At 38.8% G+C, this 20,375-nt stretch carries 19 protein-coding genes and 1 pseudogene; 15 read left to right on the forward strand and 5 right to left on the reverse strand.

Annotated elements, in window-relative coordinates; all coding sequences use genetic code 11:
- Nucleotides 1-43: 43 nt before the first annotated feature.
- Entirely contained in the window at nt 44-550 is a 507-nt protein-coding gene (locus ACWM35_RS17380; RefSeq protein WP_454820116.1) for a hypothetical protein, read from the reverse strand.
- Between the two features lie 274 nt (nt 551-824).
- Here ACWM35_RS17380 and ACWM35_RS17385 point away from each other — a divergent pair, with 274 nt between their 5' ends.
- On the forward strand, nt 825-1,325 hold the full coding sequence (locus tag ACWM35_RS17385; protein ID WP_454820117.1) for a flavodoxin domain-containing protein: 501 nt from the start codon (nt 825-827) through the stop codon (nt 1,323-1,325).
- 49 nt (nt 1,326-1,374) lie between these two features.
- On the opposite strand, the gene ACWM35_RS17390 is transcribed toward ACWM35_RS17385, so the two are convergent.
- Nucleotides 1,375-2,052 (reverse strand): SOS response-associated peptidase, encoded by a 678-nt coding sequence (locus ACWM35_RS17390; RefSeq protein ID WP_454820118.1) that lies wholly within the window; start codon nt 2,050-2,052, stop codon nt 1,375-1,377.
- Between the two features lie 137 nt (nt 2,053-2,189).
- On the opposite strand from ACWM35_RS17390, the gene ACWM35_RS17395 reads away from it, so the two are divergent.
- A complete protein-coding gene (locus ACWM35_RS17395) occupies nt 2,190-3,230 on the forward strand; it encodes an ATP-grasp domain-containing protein (RefSeq protein ID WP_454820119.1) in 1,041 nt (346 codons plus the stop codon).
- A gap of 42 nt (nt 3,231-3,272) precedes the next feature.
- Here ACWM35_RS17395 and ACWM35_RS17400 read toward each other — a convergent pair whose 3' ends face one another.
- Nucleotides 3,273-4,538 (reverse strand): MFS transporter, encoded by a 1,266-nt coding sequence (locus ACWM35_RS17400; RefSeq protein WP_454820120.1) that lies wholly within the window; start codon nt 4,536-4,538, stop codon nt 3,273-3,275.
- A gap of 357 nt (nt 4,539-4,895) precedes the next feature.
- Between ACWM35_RS17400 and ACWM35_RS17405 the strand changes: the two genes are divergently transcribed.
- From ACWM35_RS17405 to ACWM35_RS17460, 12 genes and pseudogenes are all read left to right on the forward strand, one after another.
- Nucleotides 4,896-5,942, forward strand: a complete 1,047-nt coding sequence (locus ACWM35_RS17405) for a hypothetical protein (protein ID WP_454820121.1) — start codon at nt 4,896-4,898, stop codon at nt 5,940-5,942.
- Between the two features lie 75 nt (nt 5,943-6,017).
- On the forward strand, nt 6,018-7,133 hold the full coding sequence (locus ACWM35_RS17410; protein WP_454820122.1) for a glycosyltransferase family 4 protein: 1,116 nt from the start codon (nt 6,018-6,020) through the stop codon (nt 7,131-7,133).
- Nucleotides 7,130-7,906: a HipA family kinase gene (locus tag ACWM35_RS17415; protein ID WP_454820123.1), complete on the forward strand. Its 777-nt coding sequence runs from the start codon at nt 7,130-7,132 to the stop codon at nt 7,904-7,906. The genes ACWM35_RS17410 and ACWM35_RS17415 overlap by 4 nt, the downstream gene beginning before the upstream one ends.
- 167 nt (nt 7,907-8,073) lie before the next feature.
- The gene (galU, locus tag ACWM35_RS17420; protein WP_454820124.1) at nt 8,074-8,979 is read left to right on the forward strand and encodes a UTP--glucose-1-phosphate uridylyltransferase GalU; all 906 of its coding nucleotides are present in this window, start codon (nt 8,074-8,076) and stop codon (nt 8,977-8,979) included.
- Nucleotide 8,980: 1 nt separating this feature from the next.
- Entirely contained in the window at nt 8,981-10,285 is a 1,305-nt protein-coding gene (locus tag ACWM35_RS17425; protein WP_454820125.1) for a UDP-glucose dehydrogenase family protein, read from the forward strand.
- A 103-nt stretch (nt 10,286-10,388) separates the two neighbouring features.
- Complete coding sequence (locus ACWM35_RS17430) at nt 10,389-11,159, forward strand: hypothetical protein (protein WP_454820126.1); 771 nt, start codon at nt 10,389-10,391, stop codon at nt 11,157-11,159.
- Between the two features lie 152 nt (nt 11,160-11,311).
- Nucleotides 11,312-11,490: pseudogene (locus ACWM35_RS17435) on the forward strand (transposase); the annotation flags it as partial.
- Nucleotides 11,491-11,763: 273 nt separating this feature from the next.
- The gene (locus ACWM35_RS17440; RefSeq protein ID WP_454820127.1) at nt 11,764-12,414 is read left to right on the forward strand and encodes a hypothetical protein; all 651 of its coding nucleotides are present in this window, start codon (nt 11,764-11,766) and stop codon (nt 12,412-12,414) included.
- 9 nt (nt 12,415-12,423) lie between these two features.
- On the forward strand, nt 12,424-13,560 hold the full coding sequence (locus tag ACWM35_RS17445; RefSeq protein WP_454820128.1) for a glycosyltransferase family 4 protein: 1,137 nt from the start codon (nt 12,424-12,426) through the stop codon (nt 13,558-13,560).
- A gap of 42 nt (nt 13,561-13,602) precedes the next feature.
- Nucleotides 13,603-14,589, forward strand: coding sequence for a phosphotransferase (locus tag ACWM35_RS17450; protein ID WP_454820129.1), 987 nt, complete (start codon nt 13,603-13,605; stop codon nt 14,587-14,589).
- Nucleotides 14,589-16,517 (forward strand): hypothetical protein, encoded by a 1,929-nt coding sequence (locus ACWM35_RS17455; protein WP_454820130.1) that lies wholly within the window; start codon nt 14,589-14,591, stop codon nt 16,515-16,517. Before ACWM35_RS17450 ends, ACWM35_RS17455 begins: the two co-directional genes overlap by 1 nt.
- Nucleotides 16,518-16,536: 19 nt before the next feature.
- Nucleotides 16,537-17,310, forward strand: coding sequence for a HipA family kinase (locus ACWM35_RS17460; RefSeq protein WP_454820131.1), 774 nt, complete (start codon nt 16,537-16,539; stop codon nt 17,308-17,310).
- 48 nt (nt 17,311-17,358) lie between these two features.
- On the opposite strand, the gene ACWM35_RS17465 is transcribed toward ACWM35_RS17460, so the two are convergent.
- Nucleotides 17,359-17,982: a hypothetical protein gene (locus ACWM35_RS17465; RefSeq protein ID WP_454820132.1), complete on the reverse strand. Its 624-nt coding sequence runs from the start codon at nt 17,980-17,982 to the stop codon at nt 17,359-17,361.
- A gap of 168 nt (nt 17,983-18,150) precedes the next feature.
- A complete protein-coding gene (locus tag ACWM35_RS17470) occupies nt 18,151-18,561 on the reverse strand; it encodes a VWA-like domain-containing protein (RefSeq protein ID WP_454820133.1) in 411 nt (136 codons plus the stop codon).
- Nucleotides 18,562-18,707: 146 nt separating this feature from the next.
- On the opposite strand from ACWM35_RS17470, the gene ACWM35_RS17475 reads away from it, so the two are divergent.
- On the forward strand, nt 18,708-20,213 hold the full coding sequence (locus tag ACWM35_RS17475) for a helix-turn-helix domain-containing protein (RefSeq protein ID WP_454820134.1): 1,506 nt from the start codon (nt 18,708-18,710) through the stop codon (nt 20,211-20,213).
- Nucleotides 20,214-20,375 lie beyond the last annotated feature (162 nt).

Below are 20,375 nucleotides of genomic sequence, written 5' to 3' on the forward strand. Positions count from 1 at the left end.
ATTAAAAGAAAAGTGCCCCACAACTATGTGGAGCACCCATTGATTAGTTTACACTGGTTGATAAGCTTGGCTTAAACATTTTATTGTCTTCATAAATTTTCCCCATTTTTTCATCACCTTTTTTGAAGGTTTCATAAGCAGCATCAAGGGCTGGAGCATCCTTCTTCAGTTCTTCCGCCATCACTTGATAGGCATCAGCTAAATCTTTTAGCGCAGCTTCTATGTCAGCCTTTTGATCCTTTAAATCTTCTGGAATAGTAACAGCATTTAGTGCATCCGCAACGGCTGCGGCAGATTCGCTTGCTTTGGTTTTTTGCTCAGGTTCAGGCTCATCAGCACCTTCATAAGTATTGAGGTCGACATCAGCAGTATTAATATCATTTACCAGGCCATTGTAAAATTTAACTAATACTTTTTTCTTTGCTTTTACTTCCTCTTCTGTTGGTCCAGTTGCTTCTTTCTTATCAACCTTTTCCTCGGTTTTTTCAGCACATGCAGATAATGCAAATGCCATAATCATTGCGGTTAAGAGAATCCATAACTTCTTCATAATTTTTACCCCTTTTCTCTCTATTTTTTCTTTGCATTTTTTCATGCATTGACTAGACGAGAAACATTTCAATAAGTTTCATAAATAAATAAAATTTTTTAAAATTTTTGTTAAGGTGGTTTAAGAATGGGTGATAGAGTAATTGTAGAAATATTGCCAATTTTATCACCGGTTATATGAATATTCTGCTATATAATAAAGGAAAGCCAATATCTATCGTTTGGTTTCTGTGGCTAATTTGTTTTTGGCGGGAAATTATGCCAAGGAGGGCAGGATGAAGATGAAAACTTTAATCGTGTATTGCTCATCGCATGGTACGACGGAAAAGGCTGTCCAATTAATAAGTGAATGGGTAGAAGGGGAAGTTCTCACAGTTGATTTAAAACGAGATAAGGTTAATTTTGATGTCGAGGACTACGACTTTGTCATTATCGGCGGATCCATCCATGCCGGAAGAATCCAAGGGAAAATCAAACATTTCATCAGTAAGTACCATGATGTTCTCATGACCAAGAAATTAGGACTCTTTCTATGCTGCTGGCTCGATGGAGAAGAAGCACTTGAACAATTCGATGATGCCTTTCCTGAAGAGCTCCGAAGCCGCTCAGTCGCTAATGGGATTTTTGGCGGTGAATTTCTCGTCAGCAAAATGAATTTTATCGAAAGACAAATAGTAAAAAAAGTAAATGGAATTACCGCTGACACTTCCAATTTGGATACGACGGCAATTATGACATTTATAATGAAAGTAAATGCGTCATTTGTACTTGTATAATAGATGCCTGCCCTCGCTACGTTCAACGTATTTGGGGACAGGCATTTTTTTAACAGATTTTTTGAATAAGCTCAATGGAGTTATTCTTAGGTGAATTCACAAGTGGGCTAACTTCATGAGTATCCATTAATTCGGGTTCGAGAGGTTTTAATAAATCATTTAATTGTTTTGGGTCCTCTATCGAAGGATCGAGCCATCTATTTTCATCCTCAGGATGTAAGATGACTGGCATCCGATCATGAATGTCTTTTACTAATTGATTTGGGGTAGTCGTTATCACCGAACAGGAATAAATGTTAGTCCCTTCTGGGGATTTCCATTTTTCCCAGAGGCCGGCCATGGCAAATAGCTCATTTGACTTAAGTTTGATCCTCATCGGAATCTTTGTTTTGCTGTCGATTCGTTTCCATTCATAGAAGCTATCGGCAATAATCAGACAACGCTGCTTCTTTAGGGCATTTTTAAAGCTGGATTTCTCGCTAAGCGTTTCAGCACGCGCATTAATCATCTTATTACCAATCGTCAGATCCTTCGCCCAGGGCGGGATTAACCCCCATCGCAAAAACCCCATCCGATTATGCTGACCATTATTAATAACCGCCAACACAGACTGCGAAGGTGCCACATTATAACTAGGAAAATACTCCTCCTGCTCAAGAAAAAACTCAACATCAAACCGATCCAACAACACATCAACAGGTGCCGTCAACGTAAACCTGCCACACATATGTATCACCCCTCTTTACTAACCAATATACCACCATTCGGTGACAGGCACCAAATATACACTTGTGTATAAAAAGGTATTTTTAGGAAATAATGAATGAGGTTTTTATGAAATTACAACATGAAAGAGGTTGCGTGATGAGAGTTTGGTTTAATCGCTGGTTTACGACGGTTTCGCATTTTATTGAGATGATTCGTGGGAATGAGGATGGGCGGAGTTTTGTTATTTTTGGTACTAGTCCGAATCGTGATGCGCTTTATTTACAGTTTTGTGATTATGCTTTTTTGGAGCCCGATGTTTCTGGTGATGAGTATATTGCTTTTTGCCTTGATTTTTGTCTGAAACACAAAATTGACCTATTTATTCCTCGGAAGGAAAATGTTCTGATTTCAAAAAGGTTATCAGAGTTTGAAGACATTGGTGTGAAAGTACTGGTTTGTCCAGATGCTGAAATTATGAAGATGATGGACAATAAAGCTTTTACCTATCAATCGTTATTAGAAAAGGAACAGGAGGGGATTATGCTTATTCCGATTCCTGATTTTTACGTCGTCAAGAATCTCAAAGATTTCAAAACGGCCTATGAAAACCTTCGGGAAAAGGGACATCATGTTTGCTTTAAACCTGTAGTGGGAGAAGGTGCAAATGGTTTTCATATCATAAAGGATCAAATGGCAACGATCGAACAGTTATTCAGAGGGGGAATAGGACGGCGGATTCCTTATCAGTATGCCTGCGAAATTCTTAGCCAACAAAAGACGTTTCCTGATCTAATGGTATTAGAGTATTTAGAAGGTACGGAATATAGTATTGACTGCCTTGCTTCTAAAGATAAATTATTGGCGGCGATTCCAAGGATGAAAGGAAACGGAAGAGTAAGGGAGATGGTGAACCATCCTGAACTTATCCAAATGGCACATAAGTTTCATCAGGAATATAAACTGCCTTATATCTTCAATATTCAAATTAAATATAATAATGGAATCCCGAAACTGCTTGAAATAAATCCGCGGATGAGCGGGGGAATGCATTTTAGCTGTTTATCAGGAATCAACTTTCCTTATTTAGCGATTAAGCTTCTTTTAGGAGAGAAAATTGACCACCTCAAGCCTAAATATGGGATAAAAGCTAGTCATCTTGAAAAAGAAATGATTCTTCATAAGGATGATTACGCATAAAAAAACAACGCCTGGATTGAAAAAAATCCAAGCGTTGTTTTTTTATGCCTTCATTTCGCCATTTGTAGTGGTTTCAGGTACTCGAAGTAAGATCAGTCCTCCAATTAGGAAGAGAATCACTAAGCTAAAAACCCCACTATTGGTATTTCCTGTTAATTGTGCGGTGATACCGACCAGGAAAGGACCGAGAATTGAGGCGAATTTGTAAAAAATATTATAAAATCCAAAGAATTCATTGGCATTTTCTTTTGGGACAAGCTTGGCAAAATAAGAGCGGCTAAGTGCTTGAATACCGCCTTGCGAAGAGCCCACGAGCATTGCCAATATCCAGAAGTCTAATGTTGTTTTTAAAAAATAGGCATAAATGCAAATAATAATATAAATGAAAATACCGACTAGCAACATTTTCTTCCCCGTAAATTTATCTGCAAGCTTCCCGTATAGCAGGGCAAATGGAGCTGCAACCACCTGGGTAGCAAATAAAATAATCAATAGGTTCGTCGAACTAATCCCGAGATCGGACCCATAGGCAGTAGACATCGTGATGATTGTATGGACTCCATCAATATAAAAGAAATAAGCAATTAGAAATAAAAATAATGGCCGAAATGCTCTGATTCGTTTAATGGTTTGAAATACTTTCTTAAAACTCATTGAAATCGGGTTTGGCACTCGTTCAACAAAATAGACCTGTTTGACATTTTTAAGCATCGGGATCGTAAAAATACCCCACCATAGCGCTGTAATCGCAAAAGCCATTTGACTTGCAACTGTGACTGAAAGTGGAATGATTCCTTGTTGTGATAAGAGAATAAGGGCAATTCCTATAATAAAAGGTATAGTACTGCCGATATAACCCATGGCAAATCCTCGAGCTGAAATCCGGTTCATTCTTTCCTCAGTGGTAACATCCACAAGAAAAGCATCATAGAAAATATTCGCGCCTCCAAAACCTAAGACGGTAAAAATGTAACAGATTAAGAGAATAATCCATTGGTCACTCGGAACAACTGCTAATAGAGCTGTGAACACGACACCTAATGTGATGAAAAAAGTAAAAAGCCTTTTCTTAAACCCGCGAAAATCCCCAATGGTCCCGAGAATGGGAGCACAAATAGAAATGAGCAAGGTCGCAAATGAGTTTGCATAGCCCCAATAAGCCGTTGAGTTTGAGGCAGTAATTCCTGCTTCTGTCGCTGCCGCCTTAAAATATAAGGGGAAAATGGCAGTGGTAATTAAAATTGAATAGGCAGAATTGGCCCAATCATAAAAAACCCAGCTTTTCTCTTGCTTTGTCATTCGACTCATGCGATTTCCTCCCATATGAAATTTTTTGATGAAGCAGAGGAGCTTGGAAATCTCAAATAATCATAACCTACTATTATTTATTGTACTACATTAATAGGAAAAAAGAGGAGATATTTCCTATTAATGACTTAACTTTTTTGAATTTACAAAAAGTTAAGTTCGTTGAAGCCAATGCATAAATTTTTATTTTTATAGACGGATGCCATTACCATTTTTCGCATTCTTGAATTTACTATAGTAGGCGGTAAAGTATGTCAGCTGAAGCGGAGACAAGCTTTCCAGAGTGTGGAAATTCACTGATAAACTGCCAATTTATCAAATAAAATATTCCATTCATAAGATGGAAGGAGGGAAAATATGTTAAATCAAAATTTAGACCAATGGGTGAGTAAAATCAAAGTAACTAACCAGGTTAATGCAGATGTGGCAGTGGTAAATAACTCATCACTCATCATGATGGGGAAAGGACGCCAAGGTGCTGTATTTCAACTAACAGATGCTATTTGTATTAAGGTATTTGGGAATGCCGAGGATTGCGATCGTGAATACCAAGCGCTATCAATGGGACAAAATACGAATCTTTTTCCAAAACTTTATGGAAAAGGTCCGCTCTATATTGCGATGGAAATCATTCGTGGAGTTGACTTGCGTGAGTACCTTCAATCACAGCCGTTAACGGAGGCACTCTCTGCGAAATTGATAGAAATGTTAATTACATTTAAATCGATTGGCTACGAACGGATTGACCATCATAAGCGCCAGATCTACTTACAGCCTGATGGAAGCTTAAAGGTTATTGATGTTGCGAGAACGATTTGGAGAGATCGGGTATATCCGTATCCTCGTAAACTATTGACGTCTTTAGGGGAAGAAAACAAGGCGGTGTTTCTGTCACATGTCCAGGCGATGGCTCCAGAACTTTACCAGGAATGGCTCCACTACATCCGCATGGAGGATTTATCCCGGCAAATTACCGAGCTGCTTCTTCCGGAGAAACCGGATAAGAAATTAGTGAAAAATTTAAGCAAAGGATTGTTAACAACAGACGATGAGAAAAATTATGTGATTCTTTTGGAAGGCCTTGTCCACAAGGTATTCAAAGAGGAATGGGTGAAAACTATGCTTGCTCGAGGAGCAGACCCGGAAACGGTAATGGCCAAAATCGATGAACATTGGGACAAACTGGAACAAGTTTACGGGGAAAGATACCCAGTTCGCGATTATAGCTACGAGGGAGATCGTTCTAACAAAATCTACAAAGACCGAAATGGTGGAAAACGTTTCGAAGGCGAGCGAGAAAAAGATCGATACCGTGCTAAGGGAAGGTCGTTTGAAGGGGATCGCTCACATAAGGATCGACAAAAAGAGAAGGACAAACATAAAAAAAAGGGTAAGCATAGCTAATGTTTTGATGCAATACTATGACCTTAATAAAGTTTTACCCGAGGAGGAGCCTGAATATTAAGAGGAGATAACCATATGAAAGTTCTAGTTATTTGGCGTTTGCTGACAGTTGGCGGAGTGAATGCGGGCTGGCGTAATCGCGCAATTTATTTTAAAAAACATGGAATTGATACTGAGTTTCTTTATACAACCGATCATGGCGGGCTCCACATTATGCAGGATATAGCACCTTTGTATATAACAAAAGATGAACAGGAGATTGTTCACATCATTAAGAACAATCACTATGATGCGATCATCGTCGTTGATACAGGTAAAGCCTTTAAATGGATTAAGAAGGCCGGATTTATTGGACCTGTGATTGTGGAAGCACGTACCCCTGAGCTTATTAAGATCCAGCCTCAATTGAAAAGCTTCCGAGGTATTCAGCCTAAAATCATTATTGTCCCCTCTATCTATCAACAGCGTCTCATTAGAATTTTAACGGATGAGATTCCGATTCATGTGATTTACAATGGCATCGATACAGGATTTTATCGGGCATTATCAATGGATGAAATTGATTATGATAGCATTCCGATTTTTCCATTGGGAAAAAAAATCATCGGCTGGATTGGCAGATTAGATAAGCGGAAAAACTGGCAAATGCTGCTTGAGGTGGCTAAAATCATTAAAAGTCAGCGAACGGATATCGAGATTTGGGTGATCGGCGGAGCCCAAAGTGTTCAGCGAGAAGAATTCAAAATGAGATGGCAGGAAGAACAGCTCACTGACATTATTAAGTGGTTCCCGGTGATACCTTATCAGCAAATGCCACATGTGTATGCAAAAATTCGCCAGTCCGGTGGCTGCACATTGGCCACCACTAAAACAGAATCGTTTGGAAATACCTTTATTGAATCGATGGTTTGTGGAGTTCCAGTAGTGGCCTCAAAGATGGTGCCTGTCACCGAGTTAGTTGAGCATGGTGTCCATGGTATGCTCTTTCGTGGTCAAAATGTGGAGGATGCGGTTAAACAGTTGTATGCGCTTTTGGATAATCCTGCGCAGTATAAACAGATGTCGCAAGCCGCGATTCGCCATGTGCATGAAAAATTTGCGATTGAAAAGGTTGCAAAGGAATATATCGCATTGTTGAAGGAAATTGTCGTTCAAGCTGATGGTACGAATGGTGAGGTGAAAAGTCAATGATTCAGCCGATAGCTTATAAAAAAAAGCTTGAAGGGAAATCCGGTGCCCATTTGATAACATTTGATGATGGAAGAGACTACGTCGTGAAATATCATCAACCTGGTTTTGAAAAAGCCCTGGCGAATGAATGGATTGCCTATTGCCTTGGACGCTACCTTGGTTTGCCAATACCATTTGCTCAAATTGTTCAAATACCCCAAGAATTTTCCACTCAAGTACCAGCACTCACGCAAATGTCCCATACTCAATTTCAATTTGCCTCACTATATGTGCCTGATTGCTTTGATGGGCATCAAGTGACATCTGTTCCGCAAATAAGCAATCATCAGACAATGGCAGGAATAATATTATTTGATTATTGGCTGTGTAACCGTGATCGTACTCGTAAAAATATCGTCTTGTGTGAGGATTCACCCAACGCCTATCGATTATGGATCATCGATCATGCAGAAGTTTTCAATTCTTTCAATTGGGTTCATACCGATTTAGAGAATTTGCCAACCAATATAATGAAAAGCGCTACCCATGAATTAATGGTGCGCTTTACGGATGATGAGCAATGTTTTTTCGATTATTTAGATGTCGTTCAGACACTCCCAATTCATTTAATCGAGGAAATTGTTGCGGTAATACCAGATGATTGGAACGTAACTACGGAGGAAAAAAAGGCGATTGTAACGGCACTCGTTACCCGACGCAAAAAGAATCTTCAAAAGGTCATCGAAAGATTTATTAAAAGGGTTTATCGTCCTATTCACAAAAAACTGCGCTGAACCCCATTCCCCCATTTGGTAAAGGAGTTTTTCATTTCTTTTACAATCTATCAGGGCATTTCTACTATTTTGAATGAAAATATGTGAGATTTCTAGGTTACTATCGTGACGGAAGGCTGTCCCGATGCATATAAAGAATTAAAGAGTAAAAAGGAAGGAGGCAGCATATGAAAATCCGGAAGGCCATTATTCCAGCAGCCGGTCTCGGAACTCGATTTTTACCAGCGACGAAAGCACAGCCTAAAGAGATGCTACCGATTGTTGATAAACCAACAATTCAATATATTGTCGAAGAAGCAGTTGCTTCTGGGATTGAAGAAATTATCATCATCATAGGCAGGGGAAAAAGGTCTATTGAAGATCATTTCGATAAATCATATGAACTAGAAGATACCCTATTAAGAAAAAATAAGCAGGACATATTAGCGGAAGTTCAAAAAATATCAAACCTGGTTAACATCGTCTATGTTCGTCAAAAAGAGCCTTTAGGTCTTGGACATGCCATTCTTTGCGCTAAGAGTGTCATTGGTGAGGAGCCTTTCGCGGTCTTGTTAGGAGATGACATTGTCATGTCAGAAACTCCATGTTTAAAGCAAATCATCGATGTATTCGAATATTACAACAGTTCTGTTGTAGCAGTTCAAACAGTCGCGGAAAAGGATGTCAGTAAGTATGGCATTATTAAGCCAAAAGGGTCGATGATAGAGTCAGACTTATTCCATATCGAATCATTTATAGAAAAGCCAAAAAAAGAGGAAGCACCATCAAGATACGCTATTATGGGACGTTATGTCTTGACCTCAGAAATTTTTAATATTTTAGCCAGAACTCCATTTGGAAAAGGGGATGAATTACAGTTAACGGATGCCATTAATGAACTGAATAAACATCAGGCTGTATTAGCTTATAACTTTAAGGGTGGCCGTTATGATATCGGTGACAAGATTGGTTTTATTAAGGCAACAATAGACTTTGCTTTAACGAGAAATGATATAAGAGAATCGGTTCTTGGATATTTGCTGGAAGTTTATAAAAAAGAAAACCTACAAAATAGTAAAAGAGAGATTGATTGATATGAATATAGCTGTTTTAGGTACAGGCTATGTCGGCCTATCCACAGGTGTTTGTTTATCAGAAATCGGGCATCACGTGACATGCATCGATATTAATGAACAGAAAATTAATCTTTTAAGGCAAGGAAAATCCCCCATTTATGAACCCAATCTCGAGAATTTTCTAGTTGAAAATTTGTCTGAAGGAAGACTGCACTTTACCTCGTCTCCTTCAGAAGGATTGAAGGGTGCAGATATTATTATTATCGCCGTGGGAACACCTCAGGGAGAGGATGGATCTGCAGATTTATCTTATCTTGAACAAGCAGCAAAGGATATTTCAAAATACATGACAGCTTCGACCGTGCTTGTAATAAAAAGTACAGTCCCCGTCGGAACGAACGATTTTATCAAAAGAACAATGGAAGAGCTTTGTGGATTCTCAATAAAGATCGTTTCAAATCCTGAATTTTTGAGACAGGGCTCGGCCATTGAAGATACCATTAATGCGGACAGAATTATTATCGGCTCTGAAGACAGGGAAGCTGCTGAAAGAGTACGTGAAATGTATCAGCCCCTGAATGTCCCGGTTCTTTTAACAAGTACGAAAAGTGCAGAGATGATTAAATATGCCGCAAATGCATTTTTGGCAACGAAGATCAGTTATATCAATGAAATTGCAAATCTATGCCAAGTTGTCGGAGCAGATGTAGAAGATGTGGCTAAGGGAATAGGGAAGGATCGGCGAATCGGGGAGTCCTTTTTGAATGCCGGAATTGGCTATGGCGGCTCCTGTTTTCCGAAGGATGTAAAAGCATTGATTCATACAGCAGGCATGAATGGTGTGAATTTCTCCTTATTAAAAGAAACGATTTCTATTAATGCATCCCAGTCTGAGCTTCTTGTCATGAATGCATTAAAACGATTTGGAGGTTTAGAAGGTAAAAAAATTACGATGTTGGGACTTGCTTTTAAGCCGGAAACAGATGATATGCGGGAAGCACCATCTATCAAAATTGCCAGGGCGTTATTGAAACACGGTGCCCAAGTGTCGGCCTATGATCCTGTTGCCACCGAGAATGCAAGGAAAATCATTGGTGAGGCTATCCGATATGCATTTTCCGTTGACGATGCCGTCTCAGGGGCAGATGCCGTTCTCATCGTAACAGAATGGAAAGAATTTAAAGAACTTAATCTCGACGATATTCTGAAGAAAATGAACTATCCCATCATTTTCGACGGTCGAAACTGCTTCGAACAAAACAAAATTAATACCTGCGAGCATATCGAATATTACCCAATTGGCAAACCAGCCATCATAAAATAGAAGGCCTTCAAAAAAGGCCTTTTAAACCTTGTGTTTTAATTGCACTATTTTGCATGATATAATCATATAACTTAATTCGTTCAAGGGATGTGGAGGTATGAGTATGGAAAGGCTAGAATTGGAGCAGAGTGATTTGACACAGTATATTCCTCCAAGAGGGGACTTTGAAACTTTTCGTGATGAGGAGCATTATCGGGAGAAGTTAAAGGAGTGGGGGCTGTCTTCGGCAAAGGAAGCTAAACGGGAGTTTTTGTATAAGGAACGGATTTATCAGCGTATTGTGACCATTAAGGGTTTTGAAACGTATGGAAAATCTGACGATTACAATACGCTTGTGATTGAATTTCAAGAGGGAAACCTAAGCTGCATCCACCCCGCTTATTTAAAGGAAATGCAGCAATCAAGCTTTGGAAAAGAAAGCCTGATACAATTGGAGGAAAAAGATGCAGGAATGGTAGCCGAATCTAACATAAAGGAAGAAAAACCCGCTGCTTCCAAACCAGCGAAAGCTACAAAACCGAAAAAAGAGAAGCAGGCGAAAATAGAGCTACCAGTAGATAAGGTTCACTTTACCGCATCAGTAAAACAGTTCGCCCTTACATATAACCCATTTAATGAAGAAAATGATGAAGTGGTGATCCTAGAGAACGTAAAAATTGTTCAAGAGCCGCCAATAGAGCTTGACTACGCTTGGTGCAGTCACAGTAAAACACTGAAAAAATTTGAATTAGCAAAAGGGGACCTGCTCGAATTTAACGGAAAAGTGGCCGCAAAGAAGCTGGCAAAAGGAAAAGATGTTGCAGATGAATTTACACTTGATGTAGCGGTGCCTTATAAAGTTAACAACCCTTCTAAAATTGTAAAAAAGGACTAGCCGAAAATGAAAAAAAAGACTTCCTCGAAGAAGTCTTTTTCTAATGTAAATCCATTTTAAAACGTGAGCACTTGTCCATTCCGTATGAAATATCTGACAAATTCTATAGAAATTCGTTTATTAAACGAAGAACAAACGATTATAAAAGGAATATATGCAAGAGAAAAGTAACAATTGAACGAGGATTCGCTGATGCAAAAGAAATACATGGTATGCGTTGGATAACGTTAAGGGGACATAAAAATTGTCGATACAGGCGATGTTTACTTTTGCTGCTATGAATTTCAAGAAGATGGCCAATTGGACATGGCGAGTTCCAAAAAAGGCCTAAAACATAGGTTATGAGAGTACAAGAAACTCTTAAAAGCTCTTAAATAAGCATCAAAATAACTTAAAAGGCATCCGAATGAGTTCATTCGGATGCCTTTTGTCGATTATCTTAGCCGGTTAATCTATCTAATCGACCGATTTTTTATATGCAATTCCCTAGTATTATAGCCAATTTTTCTAGTTTATGGACAAGCGTTTAGTTAGTTTTCTAGCTTTATCATATCTTAATACTAGATTTACAATCTTAACATATAGAAAGGTAGAGGATACAAGAATGAATCATAAAAAGAACGCTGATAATGCAAGCGTGATAAAAGAAATTAACAAAATTAAAGTGACGAAGCCTGAAGAAACAGGCTTTCTCATTCATAACCCAACTGACCTGCCCATTATTAGTAACGAAGATAAGCGGGTTGTTATCGGCATTGATGGATCTCGATGTGCCGCTTATTTTGATAAAGAGGAAAAGGCTGAAAAGGAATTTCAGGCTCTTCAAATGGGAGCAGCAAGAGGATTTACTCCAAATGTATTCTTAAGAAGAGGAACCTATGTAGTCATGGAGACTATTCAAGCACCAACTCTAGAAGATTATTTAAAAATTAATCCAGTAACGAAAGAATTAACACAAAAGCTGCTACAACTTTTTAATGATTTTAAATCAGTTGGTTTTACCCGTCTTGACCAGGCCACAGCCCATATTTACTTAATGCCTGATGGCAGTTTTAAGGTTGTAAACCTGCACCGCCATACCAAACAGCCAGCAAAGCTGTTTCCACAGCGTTTAATCAAAAGTATGGGGAATCAGGCTGAGAGATTTCTTCAACAAGTAAAAGAAATGGAACCAACTTTGTACGAATCGTGGACAAAGGATCCTAAATTTAACGCAACAATCGCAAAAGCAAAGTCAGGTGAAAGTAAGAGGTGATAGAGACCAATGAAAGTTGCAATGATTAGCTGGGAATACCCGCCGCAATTTTCGGGGGGGCTTGGTATCCACTGCCAAGCCCTTGTTCGAGAATTAACTAGTATCGGTGTTAATATTGAGTTTTACCTTCCCGCGTTTAAAGAAATAGAATTTGATCCTCCTTCGGGCATGACAATCCACCAAGTGCAATTGCATGAGAATTTTTCGAAATATGCTTATTTAGGAAGTGCTATCTGGGATTCTGTCATGGATTTTCGAAAAAGGTTTGAAGAAGTATTTGTGAAGGAAGGTATCGATCTGATTCATGCCCACGATTGGATGGGGGTTTATGCAGCAACGGGAATCGCTCAAAAATACAACATCCCTCTTGTCTGGACTGTTCATTCAACAGAATTTGATCGTGCCGCAGGGAAGTCTTATAATCCAGTGATTTTTAATATCGAACAGGAATCTCTAATTAATGTGAATCATACAATTTCTGTCTCCCAAAGGACAAAGCAAATATTAATTGATCATTATGGTGCCGATCCGGATAAAATAACCACCATATACAATGGAATTGACTTCTCTGCTTTTGAACAAATGGCTGCCAGAGATTATCAAAAAACGGATGGATATATCTTATTTTTAGGTCGATTGACCAGACAAAAGGCTCCTGATGATTTTTTACAAGCAGCAAGCCTTGTGCTTGCTGAACGCAAGGATATCCGTTTTATGATGGCGGGTGAAGGCGACCTGATGAATAAGTTACGTCTCATAGCTCGTCGCCTGAAAATTGATGAACGTGTTGTGTTCACAGGTAGAGTTACGGATGAAAAACTGAAAGAATGCTACAAAAATGCGTTATTATTTGTTCTTCCCGCAAGATCTGAACCTTTTGGCATTACCGTTTTGGAAGCAATGGCAGCAGGCATTCCAACCATTATCTCGACCACAACCGGAGTAGGGGAAATTGTCAAGAATGTTCATGTCATTGAACCGAACAAGCCTGATCAATTGGCAGCAGCTATCCTACAGCTATTAGACCACCCGGAGCAAAGACAATCCTTAGGGGAAAAAGGTGCTCAAGAAGCACGTTCTTGGACTTGGGATCAGGTCGGTGAAAAGACACGTCAATTATATTTAAGGGTAATAAACACCAGGTAATTAAGATTTTTCTATTTTTAAATAGAAAGGAGTTAAACAAAGATGACAAACGATTTACAGCTTCCTGCGATTGAAGAAATCGTTACAGCATATGAGCTTAGCTATGGGACAAGCCGAAAGGTTCTTCAAGCTAATCTCGTATCATCCACCCCTAAAATACGAAAAATGATCCTCGAATATCATTTAATCTATCGTAATCAGGGTGGAGAGTTGAAAGGAGAACCGTTAATTGGAAAGGTGTATTCTGACCAAAAAAAGGGAATCGAAAGCTATTGGTTTTTACAATATTTGTGGAACCATGGATTTGGCTCTGAACCTAAGTTCACGATTGTCCGGCCGATTGCTTATCTGCAGCAATATCGCCTGATGCTTATGTCGAAGTCGCCTGGGAAAACATTGGATGATTGGATACATGATCCAAATGCCGATAACAAGCAACTTGCCTTTCTTATTGCTAATTGGCTGACAAGAATGCATGAGATCCCGCTCACATCAGTCCGATCGGCGGTTCGTACAAGAGCCACTGCCGATGTAAGGCGATTTTATGAAGATCTTTCAGAACGAATACCGAAAGAAAAAGCAAAGCTAAAATCGATCTATGATCAATTTGTGCAAAATTCCGATAAATTAAAGACTGACCAAAAAGTTCTCCTTCACGGAGATTTTCATACAAAAAATGTCTTTTTACACGAACAAAAAGTCATTGCCATTGATTTTGATCATCATTTTGTAGGTGACCCTGCATGGGATGTTGCCTATTTAGCCTGTCAGATTCAGATTAGTGCCTTCTTTAAAAAAGGTGATTTTGATTATTTCCAATCGATGGTCAATGATTTCATGAAAAAATATCTCGATTCTCACCTTTCTTACAACCCTAAGGAATTTCTTGAGCGAATTTCTTTATATAGTGCCCGTTCACTTTTTGAAAGCCTTCATTATGAATTATGTGTACTCAATACAGAGAAATTTAACATTGTTAATCCGTTTCTTACAAAATGTGATCACTATTTGCAAGGGATTTACCTGTAATGAAACATTTCTCCATTCCTATTGCAATCGTTCATCATGCCAATCAATACTTGATCACCAACGGCTACGATAATCGCCCCGGTATTAATGAAATTATTGGACCTTCAGATGCTTCTTCCGGTTTACGCGCAGTAGTTGACCTCCATTCCCAATACAATATACCGTTCCACCTGCACATAAGCGGTACATTTATCGAAGCATGCGCCTGGTATGATCCGCTGTTTCTTGAAGAAATTGTAGAATTAAGAGAATCGGGATTAGTAGAAATCATAGGTTCTACGTATGCCCAAAATATTATGCCTCTGTTTGATCGCGAACATAATCGCTATCAAATAGAGGAAGAACTTTTTCTATTTGATAGGTGGCTTGGAGGAAACCTATCAGATGTTTCCGGATTTTGGGTTCCTGAACGAGTTTGGAATACCCAAAAGCTAGCGGATGTTATAACGGATAAAAATCTTCCAAATCAAGGATTTCAATATGTTCTACTGGATGACCGCTTGCTCTTATCTGACCAATCACGGCAAGACTTTGATCGGAATCCGCGTTTTTTGCCAGAACTTTTCGAAGCACATCGGATTGATGAAAGTCATGGTTTAATTGCACTCCCACTTTCAAATGAAATGCGTTTATCTATTCCATTTGAATCGGAGAAGCATAAACAGCGATTAAATGCTCTCATGTCACAAATGCAACTTGAGATTATGAATGGTAGAGACGTTATCGCTATCTATGGTGACGATATGGAAAAGGTTGCGGGAATTCCACCTTGGAATCCGCAGGGTGTTGACCATTATCGCAATTTCCTTGAATGGTTGATTCAAAGACAAGATGCAACTCCGGTACTGCTTCAGTCTTGGATTGCCCAGCACAAAATTCAACCTTCTATGCCAATAGACCCTGGTGCGTATCGAGAGCTGGTTATCGATTTTGGAGCTGGAGAAGATTATAAGAATTGGGCAAATTCACAGTCTTGGACTCCATATCAACGAAATTTGATAGAAATGTGGGAGGAGTTTAAAAAGCTGTCTGCTAAGACAGAAAGTGAGTCATCTTTACTTGAACTTGCACGAAAGCATTTGCTTGCTTGTACGTATGAAACAGGCTGGCATGATGCTCCAAATAGTATTCATAGCGACCGAGACAGCATAGGATTCGCATTACCCGCTCCATGGGCACGTGCTGTTGCCAGTCATGCAAGGGCAGCCTCGATTTTAATGGAAGCAGCAAAATGGGAAAGCGAACAGGTAAATTCAACCCTTGTTAAGGTAACCGTCGAGGATATTGATCATGATGGTTATAATGAGGTTGTTTTACGGAACAATCGTTTAGCTGTTGTCATTTCGCCGCAATTCGGCGGGCGTATTATTTATCTGTTTTATGATGACCGGCTTATTGTTGGTAATCCGTCAGATGACTGGAATTGGCTTGAGGAATTGAATGATTTTATGGACATTCCGATGAATCATCCGGGTGCATTAGCAGATTATGGATTTGAACATGACCATTATGAGATTCATTCGCTGGAGGTAATAGAAAATCAAGAAGTTGAGCTAGTAATCGTGAATAAGCAAACTAATAGTGCGGCATTTGGGATGACGAAGCGTTTTCTGCTCAAGGGGGGACAAAGTCAAATCTGTATTCAATATGATCATATTCCGCTAAACATTTTACCTCTATCCCTCGATGTTGGATTATCGCCTGACTATTTGAAGCTCTTGCGCAATGGACGAACTTCCATCCTCCCATATCAAAGAGGAAATAAGAGAGGGTTTCAAGACGATAATATTATTTCTTGGGTTTCCACCGAGTCAGAGAATACTAGTTGGATTGTATCACGGAATCCAATTTACGGACACGGTTTTTGCTTGGGACTTAGGGTCAAAGCCAATTCTGGTGCATTAAAAATAGGAGTACAATCATTATAATTGGAAGGGGGTTATTAGTATGTCTCAAAACATATATCCTGTTAAGCTTATTGGAACCACCTTTAAAGGGTATTCCAAGCCTCAGCACATTCTATTTAGTGATGATAAATCGTATGTAGTTAAGTTTAAAAATAACTCAAGCGGAACAAGAATACTCGTGAATGAGTATATTGCGGGAAAATTAGGCCAGCTCCTCTCACTACCGATTATTCCTTTTGAGGTTGTTCATATCAGCGATGATTTTCTTAAGGAATCTCAGCTTCTTCTTAATCATAAGTTCACTTCAGGGAGCAGTTTTGCTAGTTTGTATATTGATAATTGCATTCAACTCAGCAGAAATTCTAATAATGAATACATCAAAGTAACCAATCAAGAACACCTTGCCTTGATTATTGCCTTCGATATTTGGATTGGGAATACCGATCGGAAAGAGAACAATGTACTGCTTGAACCTGTTGAGAATGGTAAGTACTATCTTCGCTTGATCGATCATGGCAGGTGTTTTTCTGAAGCATTATGGACGATCAAAGATCTTAAAAAAATGCCGAAAATGGAAGTTAAACTGAATGTTCATCATTGGTGTGCCTCATTCCTCCAAGGTCAAAACGAGCTAAATTCAGCGATTGAAAAAATCCTCTCCTTACCGGAAGAGTCCATTAAAAGTGTCATTCAATCCATTCCTAAAGACTGGGATGTATCCGATATGGAAAGGGATGCGCTCGTTACCCACTTGATCAATGCAAGAAAACAATTACCTCAGCTAAGTTTGACAGCGAAAAAAAAGAAAAAATAAAGGTTCTGCCGCTGGGCAGAACCTTTATTTCATGAGTTATGGCATTAGTCAAACGGTACCATTGATTTTTGCCATTAAATCCGTGAAACCAGGATCATTTGCCCAGCGATTGTACCATTTTGGACTAATTTCCTGTACAAAATGAAGGAAATTTACCGCGTTGCCGCCCATTTCTCCAATTAGCTTTTTGGCTAAGTTGACTGGCTGTGCTTTGATCATATGAACTACGTCTATGATTTTCATTGACCCATCTGGAACTAAATAGATGTGCCGCGCAGAATGGTCAAAACGATTGAATCCTGCTTTTTCAAATAAATTTAGTAAATCTATAATTCTGACGGTTAATCCTCTATCAATCGGGTGCATGTCCAAATGATCCAAAAGACTTGGATATGTCAAGTATTCCATTACAATAAAATTATCTCCGGAAAAATACACCTCTGGACAAATGCCGACTTTACCACCGAGCTTTAATCCTTGAAGCTCCCGGTCGAGATCTTGTTTCACACAGTAAATTTTTACGCAGCGATAATCATCGATTTGAAAAACAGCTCCTTGATGACCTTTTCCCAATAACCGATAGCTGGTTGGATTATTCACTACCACACTGCCGGATTGTTTTGTAATCTGAATCTGATCCAGTTTATCAATAAGCTTCTGTTCCAAATTCATACGTAACAGCCCCTTCCTAATATATTAATACTATATTAGAATATGTTTTTAGTAGGGTCCCTGTGCTAGATACCTCTCACGACTATTTAAGTAAAATTTGAAAAGGTAATTTCTAATCTAAACTTGAAAAAGTCAAAGTCTTTTCTCTCTTTGACTTTTTCAAGGGTACTACACAATTTTCATGACTTTACCAAAAGGAGCTTTTGGTACAAATTCGGTTGGTACCAGCCAAAACACTTCAAATTGTACTTGCAAGTCTTCTGGGATAAAACCTGTTAAATCTGTAATATAAAATAGCGTGTCAATTTCCTCTGTTTCCGCCCATTCAAGCGCTAATGTATAAGAAGCTTTCCCGTGTGTGAAATATTTGATTTCAGTAGATTCTGTAATCGATTCAGTTGACCTTAGTTTAAAGTCAGACTGAACAAGGATGGTGTCTGGACGCAACTCTTTAAAGAATGTCACGATGTTTGCAATCAGGTCTATTTTTGTTTCATTTGTTGAAGTATCTACCGCCAAAGCTAGTTTCTTTCCCTGTCGCTCCTGGATAAATTTTAAAAGATTTTTGTGCCATTTCATCCGATAAAATTCCCCTCTCATCATTAAGTCACAAAATTTATTATGCTCATTATGTGGTCGTGAATGCGGAACAAATAATTGTAATCGACCCTGAAATAAAGGTATATTTTTGTTAGAGAGATTTATAAAAGGCAGGGGAAATTACGATGGAAGGCAAATGGTTGATTGCGGATCGAGATTTGAACGAAAGAGAAGGATTAAAATGGCTGTTAAAGTCTTCTTCGATTCCGGTTAAGGATATCTACTTGGCGTCAAATTACCAGCAATTTGTCGTTTTGTTTGAAAAAGAATCTCCAGACATAGTATTATTGGAGCTCGACATGATTAACCGAAAAGATTGGTCAAGCTTTCGAGAGTTGATGCAAATATATCATCCCGTCCTTTTATTCACTAGCGCTGAGGCTACCTTCGAAAAAGCACGTTTAGCCATTGATATGCAAGCTTTAGATTTGATGATCAAGCCATTTTCCGCTGTCAAAGTAAAGTCAGCCTATCAAAAGGCGTCTAAAAACTTGTCTAAAAATACCAATTCTATGGGGATGTCCCACTTACATACTTACAAAGCAATATCCTATGAAGCATTATTTAATTCTGTTGCCTCGTTTTCAGGAAATTACCACTTGTCAGCATTTAAAACTGAAAGTTCTGAAACGAAGGGGACACTCTTTCATTTTTTAACAGATTATCCCTTAAAAGATTTACATGGGATATTCCCTTTGAGTGATATGGTTGTCCTGCTATTCGAGGAACAGTGCCTAACGATTAGAGAACAATGCCAGAAAGCAATGAGAAGATGGGAGGAGGAATTCTCAGACCCGCTTGCGATCGTCATTCATAGAGGTGAACCTACTACTGAATCTCTACATCAAAGGTATATACAAACCCGGAAAATGCTAGAAATTACTTATTATAAAGGATATCGTCAGGTTTTAGAGTTTCATACTTCCCCTAACTGGGGACATATCGATCCATTCCTCTCCCCGCCAGAACAACGGCTTTGGGTCGATATGCTTACAAATTTGGATTTAGATAACATGAAGAAGTGGTTGTATGACGAGTTTCTTCAATTAATGGATCCTTTTCCAGATCCAGGGTTGGTCAGAATCCGATTAACGAGTATCCTTGCCCAGTTGAGGCGTTATATGAAAACCAACAATCTAGACGGACAGGAAAGTTATGAGCGTGAGTATCGTTATATCTTTCATTCAATCCTATACGATACCGTTCTTTATCGAACGGTGCAGAATTTGATTTTATTTACGCAAAAGCTATTTATTGGTGCAGAGTCGAACCAGAGAAAATCCAAGTACGATCCAATTGAACGCGGAATCTCTTATATGGAAGTTAATTTTTCAAAAAGTGACCTAAGGTTGGAAGAGGTAGCGCAATACGTTGATCGTAACCCATCATATTTTAGCCATCTCCTAACTGTAAAAACAGGTGTTAGCTTTACCGAGGTCCTAACAGGGATCCGTATGAAAGAGGCCAAACGTTTACTGCTAGGAACAAGCAAGCCTGTGAAAGAAATATCCTTTCTTGTCGGGTTCCAAAATCCGAATTATTTTAGTCGAATATTTAACGAAACCGTGGGGCAGTCCCCAAGAAAATTTCGAATGAATAAAGTGGAGAGAAAGATTCAGTCAGAGGACTGAGTCTTTCTTAAATCTAAAAATATCTTCCTTTTCTAAAAATAATCTAGAATTTAGCTATAGAAATTTGTTGAAACAAAAATATTTTACCTTTTTTCTAACTTTAATTTCGTATTTTTCAGAAGATTTTATTTTTATAATGAAATTGTGAGTAAAGTATTTAAA

It is taken from the genome of Neobacillus sp. K501, from assembly GCF_053749995.1.

Excerpts from the sequence above, each read along its gene's own strand:
- ACWM35_RS17425 (WP_454820125.1), top strand. The coding sequence starts at position 8,981 with ATGAATATAGCTGTTTTAGGTACAGGCTATGTCGGCCTATCCACAGGT.
- ACWM35_RS17410 (WP_454820122.1), top strand. The coding sequence starts at position 6,018 with ATGAAAGTTCTAGTTATTTGGCGTTTGCTGACAGTTGGCGGAGTGAAT.
- ACWM35_RS17405 (WP_454820121.1), top strand. The coding sequence starts at position 4,896 with ATGTTAAATCAAAATTTAGACCAATGGGTGAGTAAAATCAAAGTAACT.
- ACWM35_RS17445 (WP_454820128.1), top strand. The coding sequence starts at position 12,424 with ATGAAAGTTGCAATGATTAGCTGGGAATACCCGCCGCAATTTTCGGGG.
- ACWM35_RS17440 (WP_454820127.1), top strand. The coding sequence starts at position 11,764 with ATGAATCATAAAAAGAACGCTGATAATGCAAGCGTGATAAAAGAAATT.
- ACWM35_RS17475 (WP_454820134.1), top strand. The coding sequence starts at position 18,708 with ATGGAAGGCAAATGGTTGATTGCGGATCGAGATTTGAACGAAAGAGAA.
- galU (WP_454820124.1), top strand. The coding sequence starts at position 8,074 with ATGAAAATCCGGAAGGCCATTATTCCAGCAGCCGGTCTCGGAACTCGA.
- ACWM35_RS17465 (WP_454820132.1), bottom strand. The coding sequence starts at position 17,982 with ATGAATTTGGAACAGAAGCTTATTGATAAACTGGATCAGATTCAGATT.
- ACWM35_RS17390 (WP_454820118.1), bottom strand. The coding sequence starts at position 2,052 with ATGTGTGGCAGGTTTACGTTGACGGCACCTGTTGATGTGTTGTTGGAT.
- ACWM35_RS17430 (WP_454820126.1), top strand. The coding sequence starts at position 10,389 with ATGGAAAGGCTAGAATTGGAGCAGAGTGATTTGACACAGTATATTCCT.
- ACWM35_RS17460 (WP_454820131.1), top strand. The coding sequence starts at position 16,537 with ATGTCTCAAAACATATATCCTGTTAAGCTTATTGGAACCACCTTTAAA.
- ACWM35_RS17470 (WP_454820133.1), bottom strand. The coding sequence starts at position 18,561 with ATGAAATGGCACAAAAATCTTTTAAAATTTATCCAGGAGCGACAGGGA.
- ACWM35_RS17415 (WP_454820123.1), top strand. The coding sequence starts at position 7,130 with ATGATTCAGCCGATAGCTTATAAAAAAAAGCTTGAAGGGAAATCCGGT.
- ACWM35_RS17380 (WP_454820116.1), bottom strand. The coding sequence starts at position 550 with ATGAAGAAGTTATGGATTCTCTTAACCGCAATGATTATGGCATTTGCA.
- ACWM35_RS17400 (WP_454820120.1), bottom strand. The coding sequence starts at position 4,538 with ATGAGTCGAATGACAAAGCAAGAGAAAAGCTGGGTTTTTTATGATTGG.
- ACWM35_RS17385 (WP_454820117.1), top strand. The coding sequence starts at position 825 with ATGAAGATGAAAACTTTAATCGTGTATTGCTCATCGCATGGTACGACG.
- ACWM35_RS17395 (WP_454820119.1), top strand. The coding sequence starts at position 2,190 with ATGAGAGTTTGGTTTAATCGCTGGTTTACGACGGTTTCGCATTTTATT.
- ACWM35_RS17455 (WP_454820130.1), top strand. The coding sequence starts at position 14,589 with ATGAAACATTTCTCCATTCCTATTGCAATCGTTCATCATGCCAATCAA.
- ACWM35_RS17450 (WP_454820129.1), top strand. The coding sequence starts at position 13,603 with ATGACAAACGATTTACAGCTTCCTGCGATTGAAGAAATCGTTACAGCA.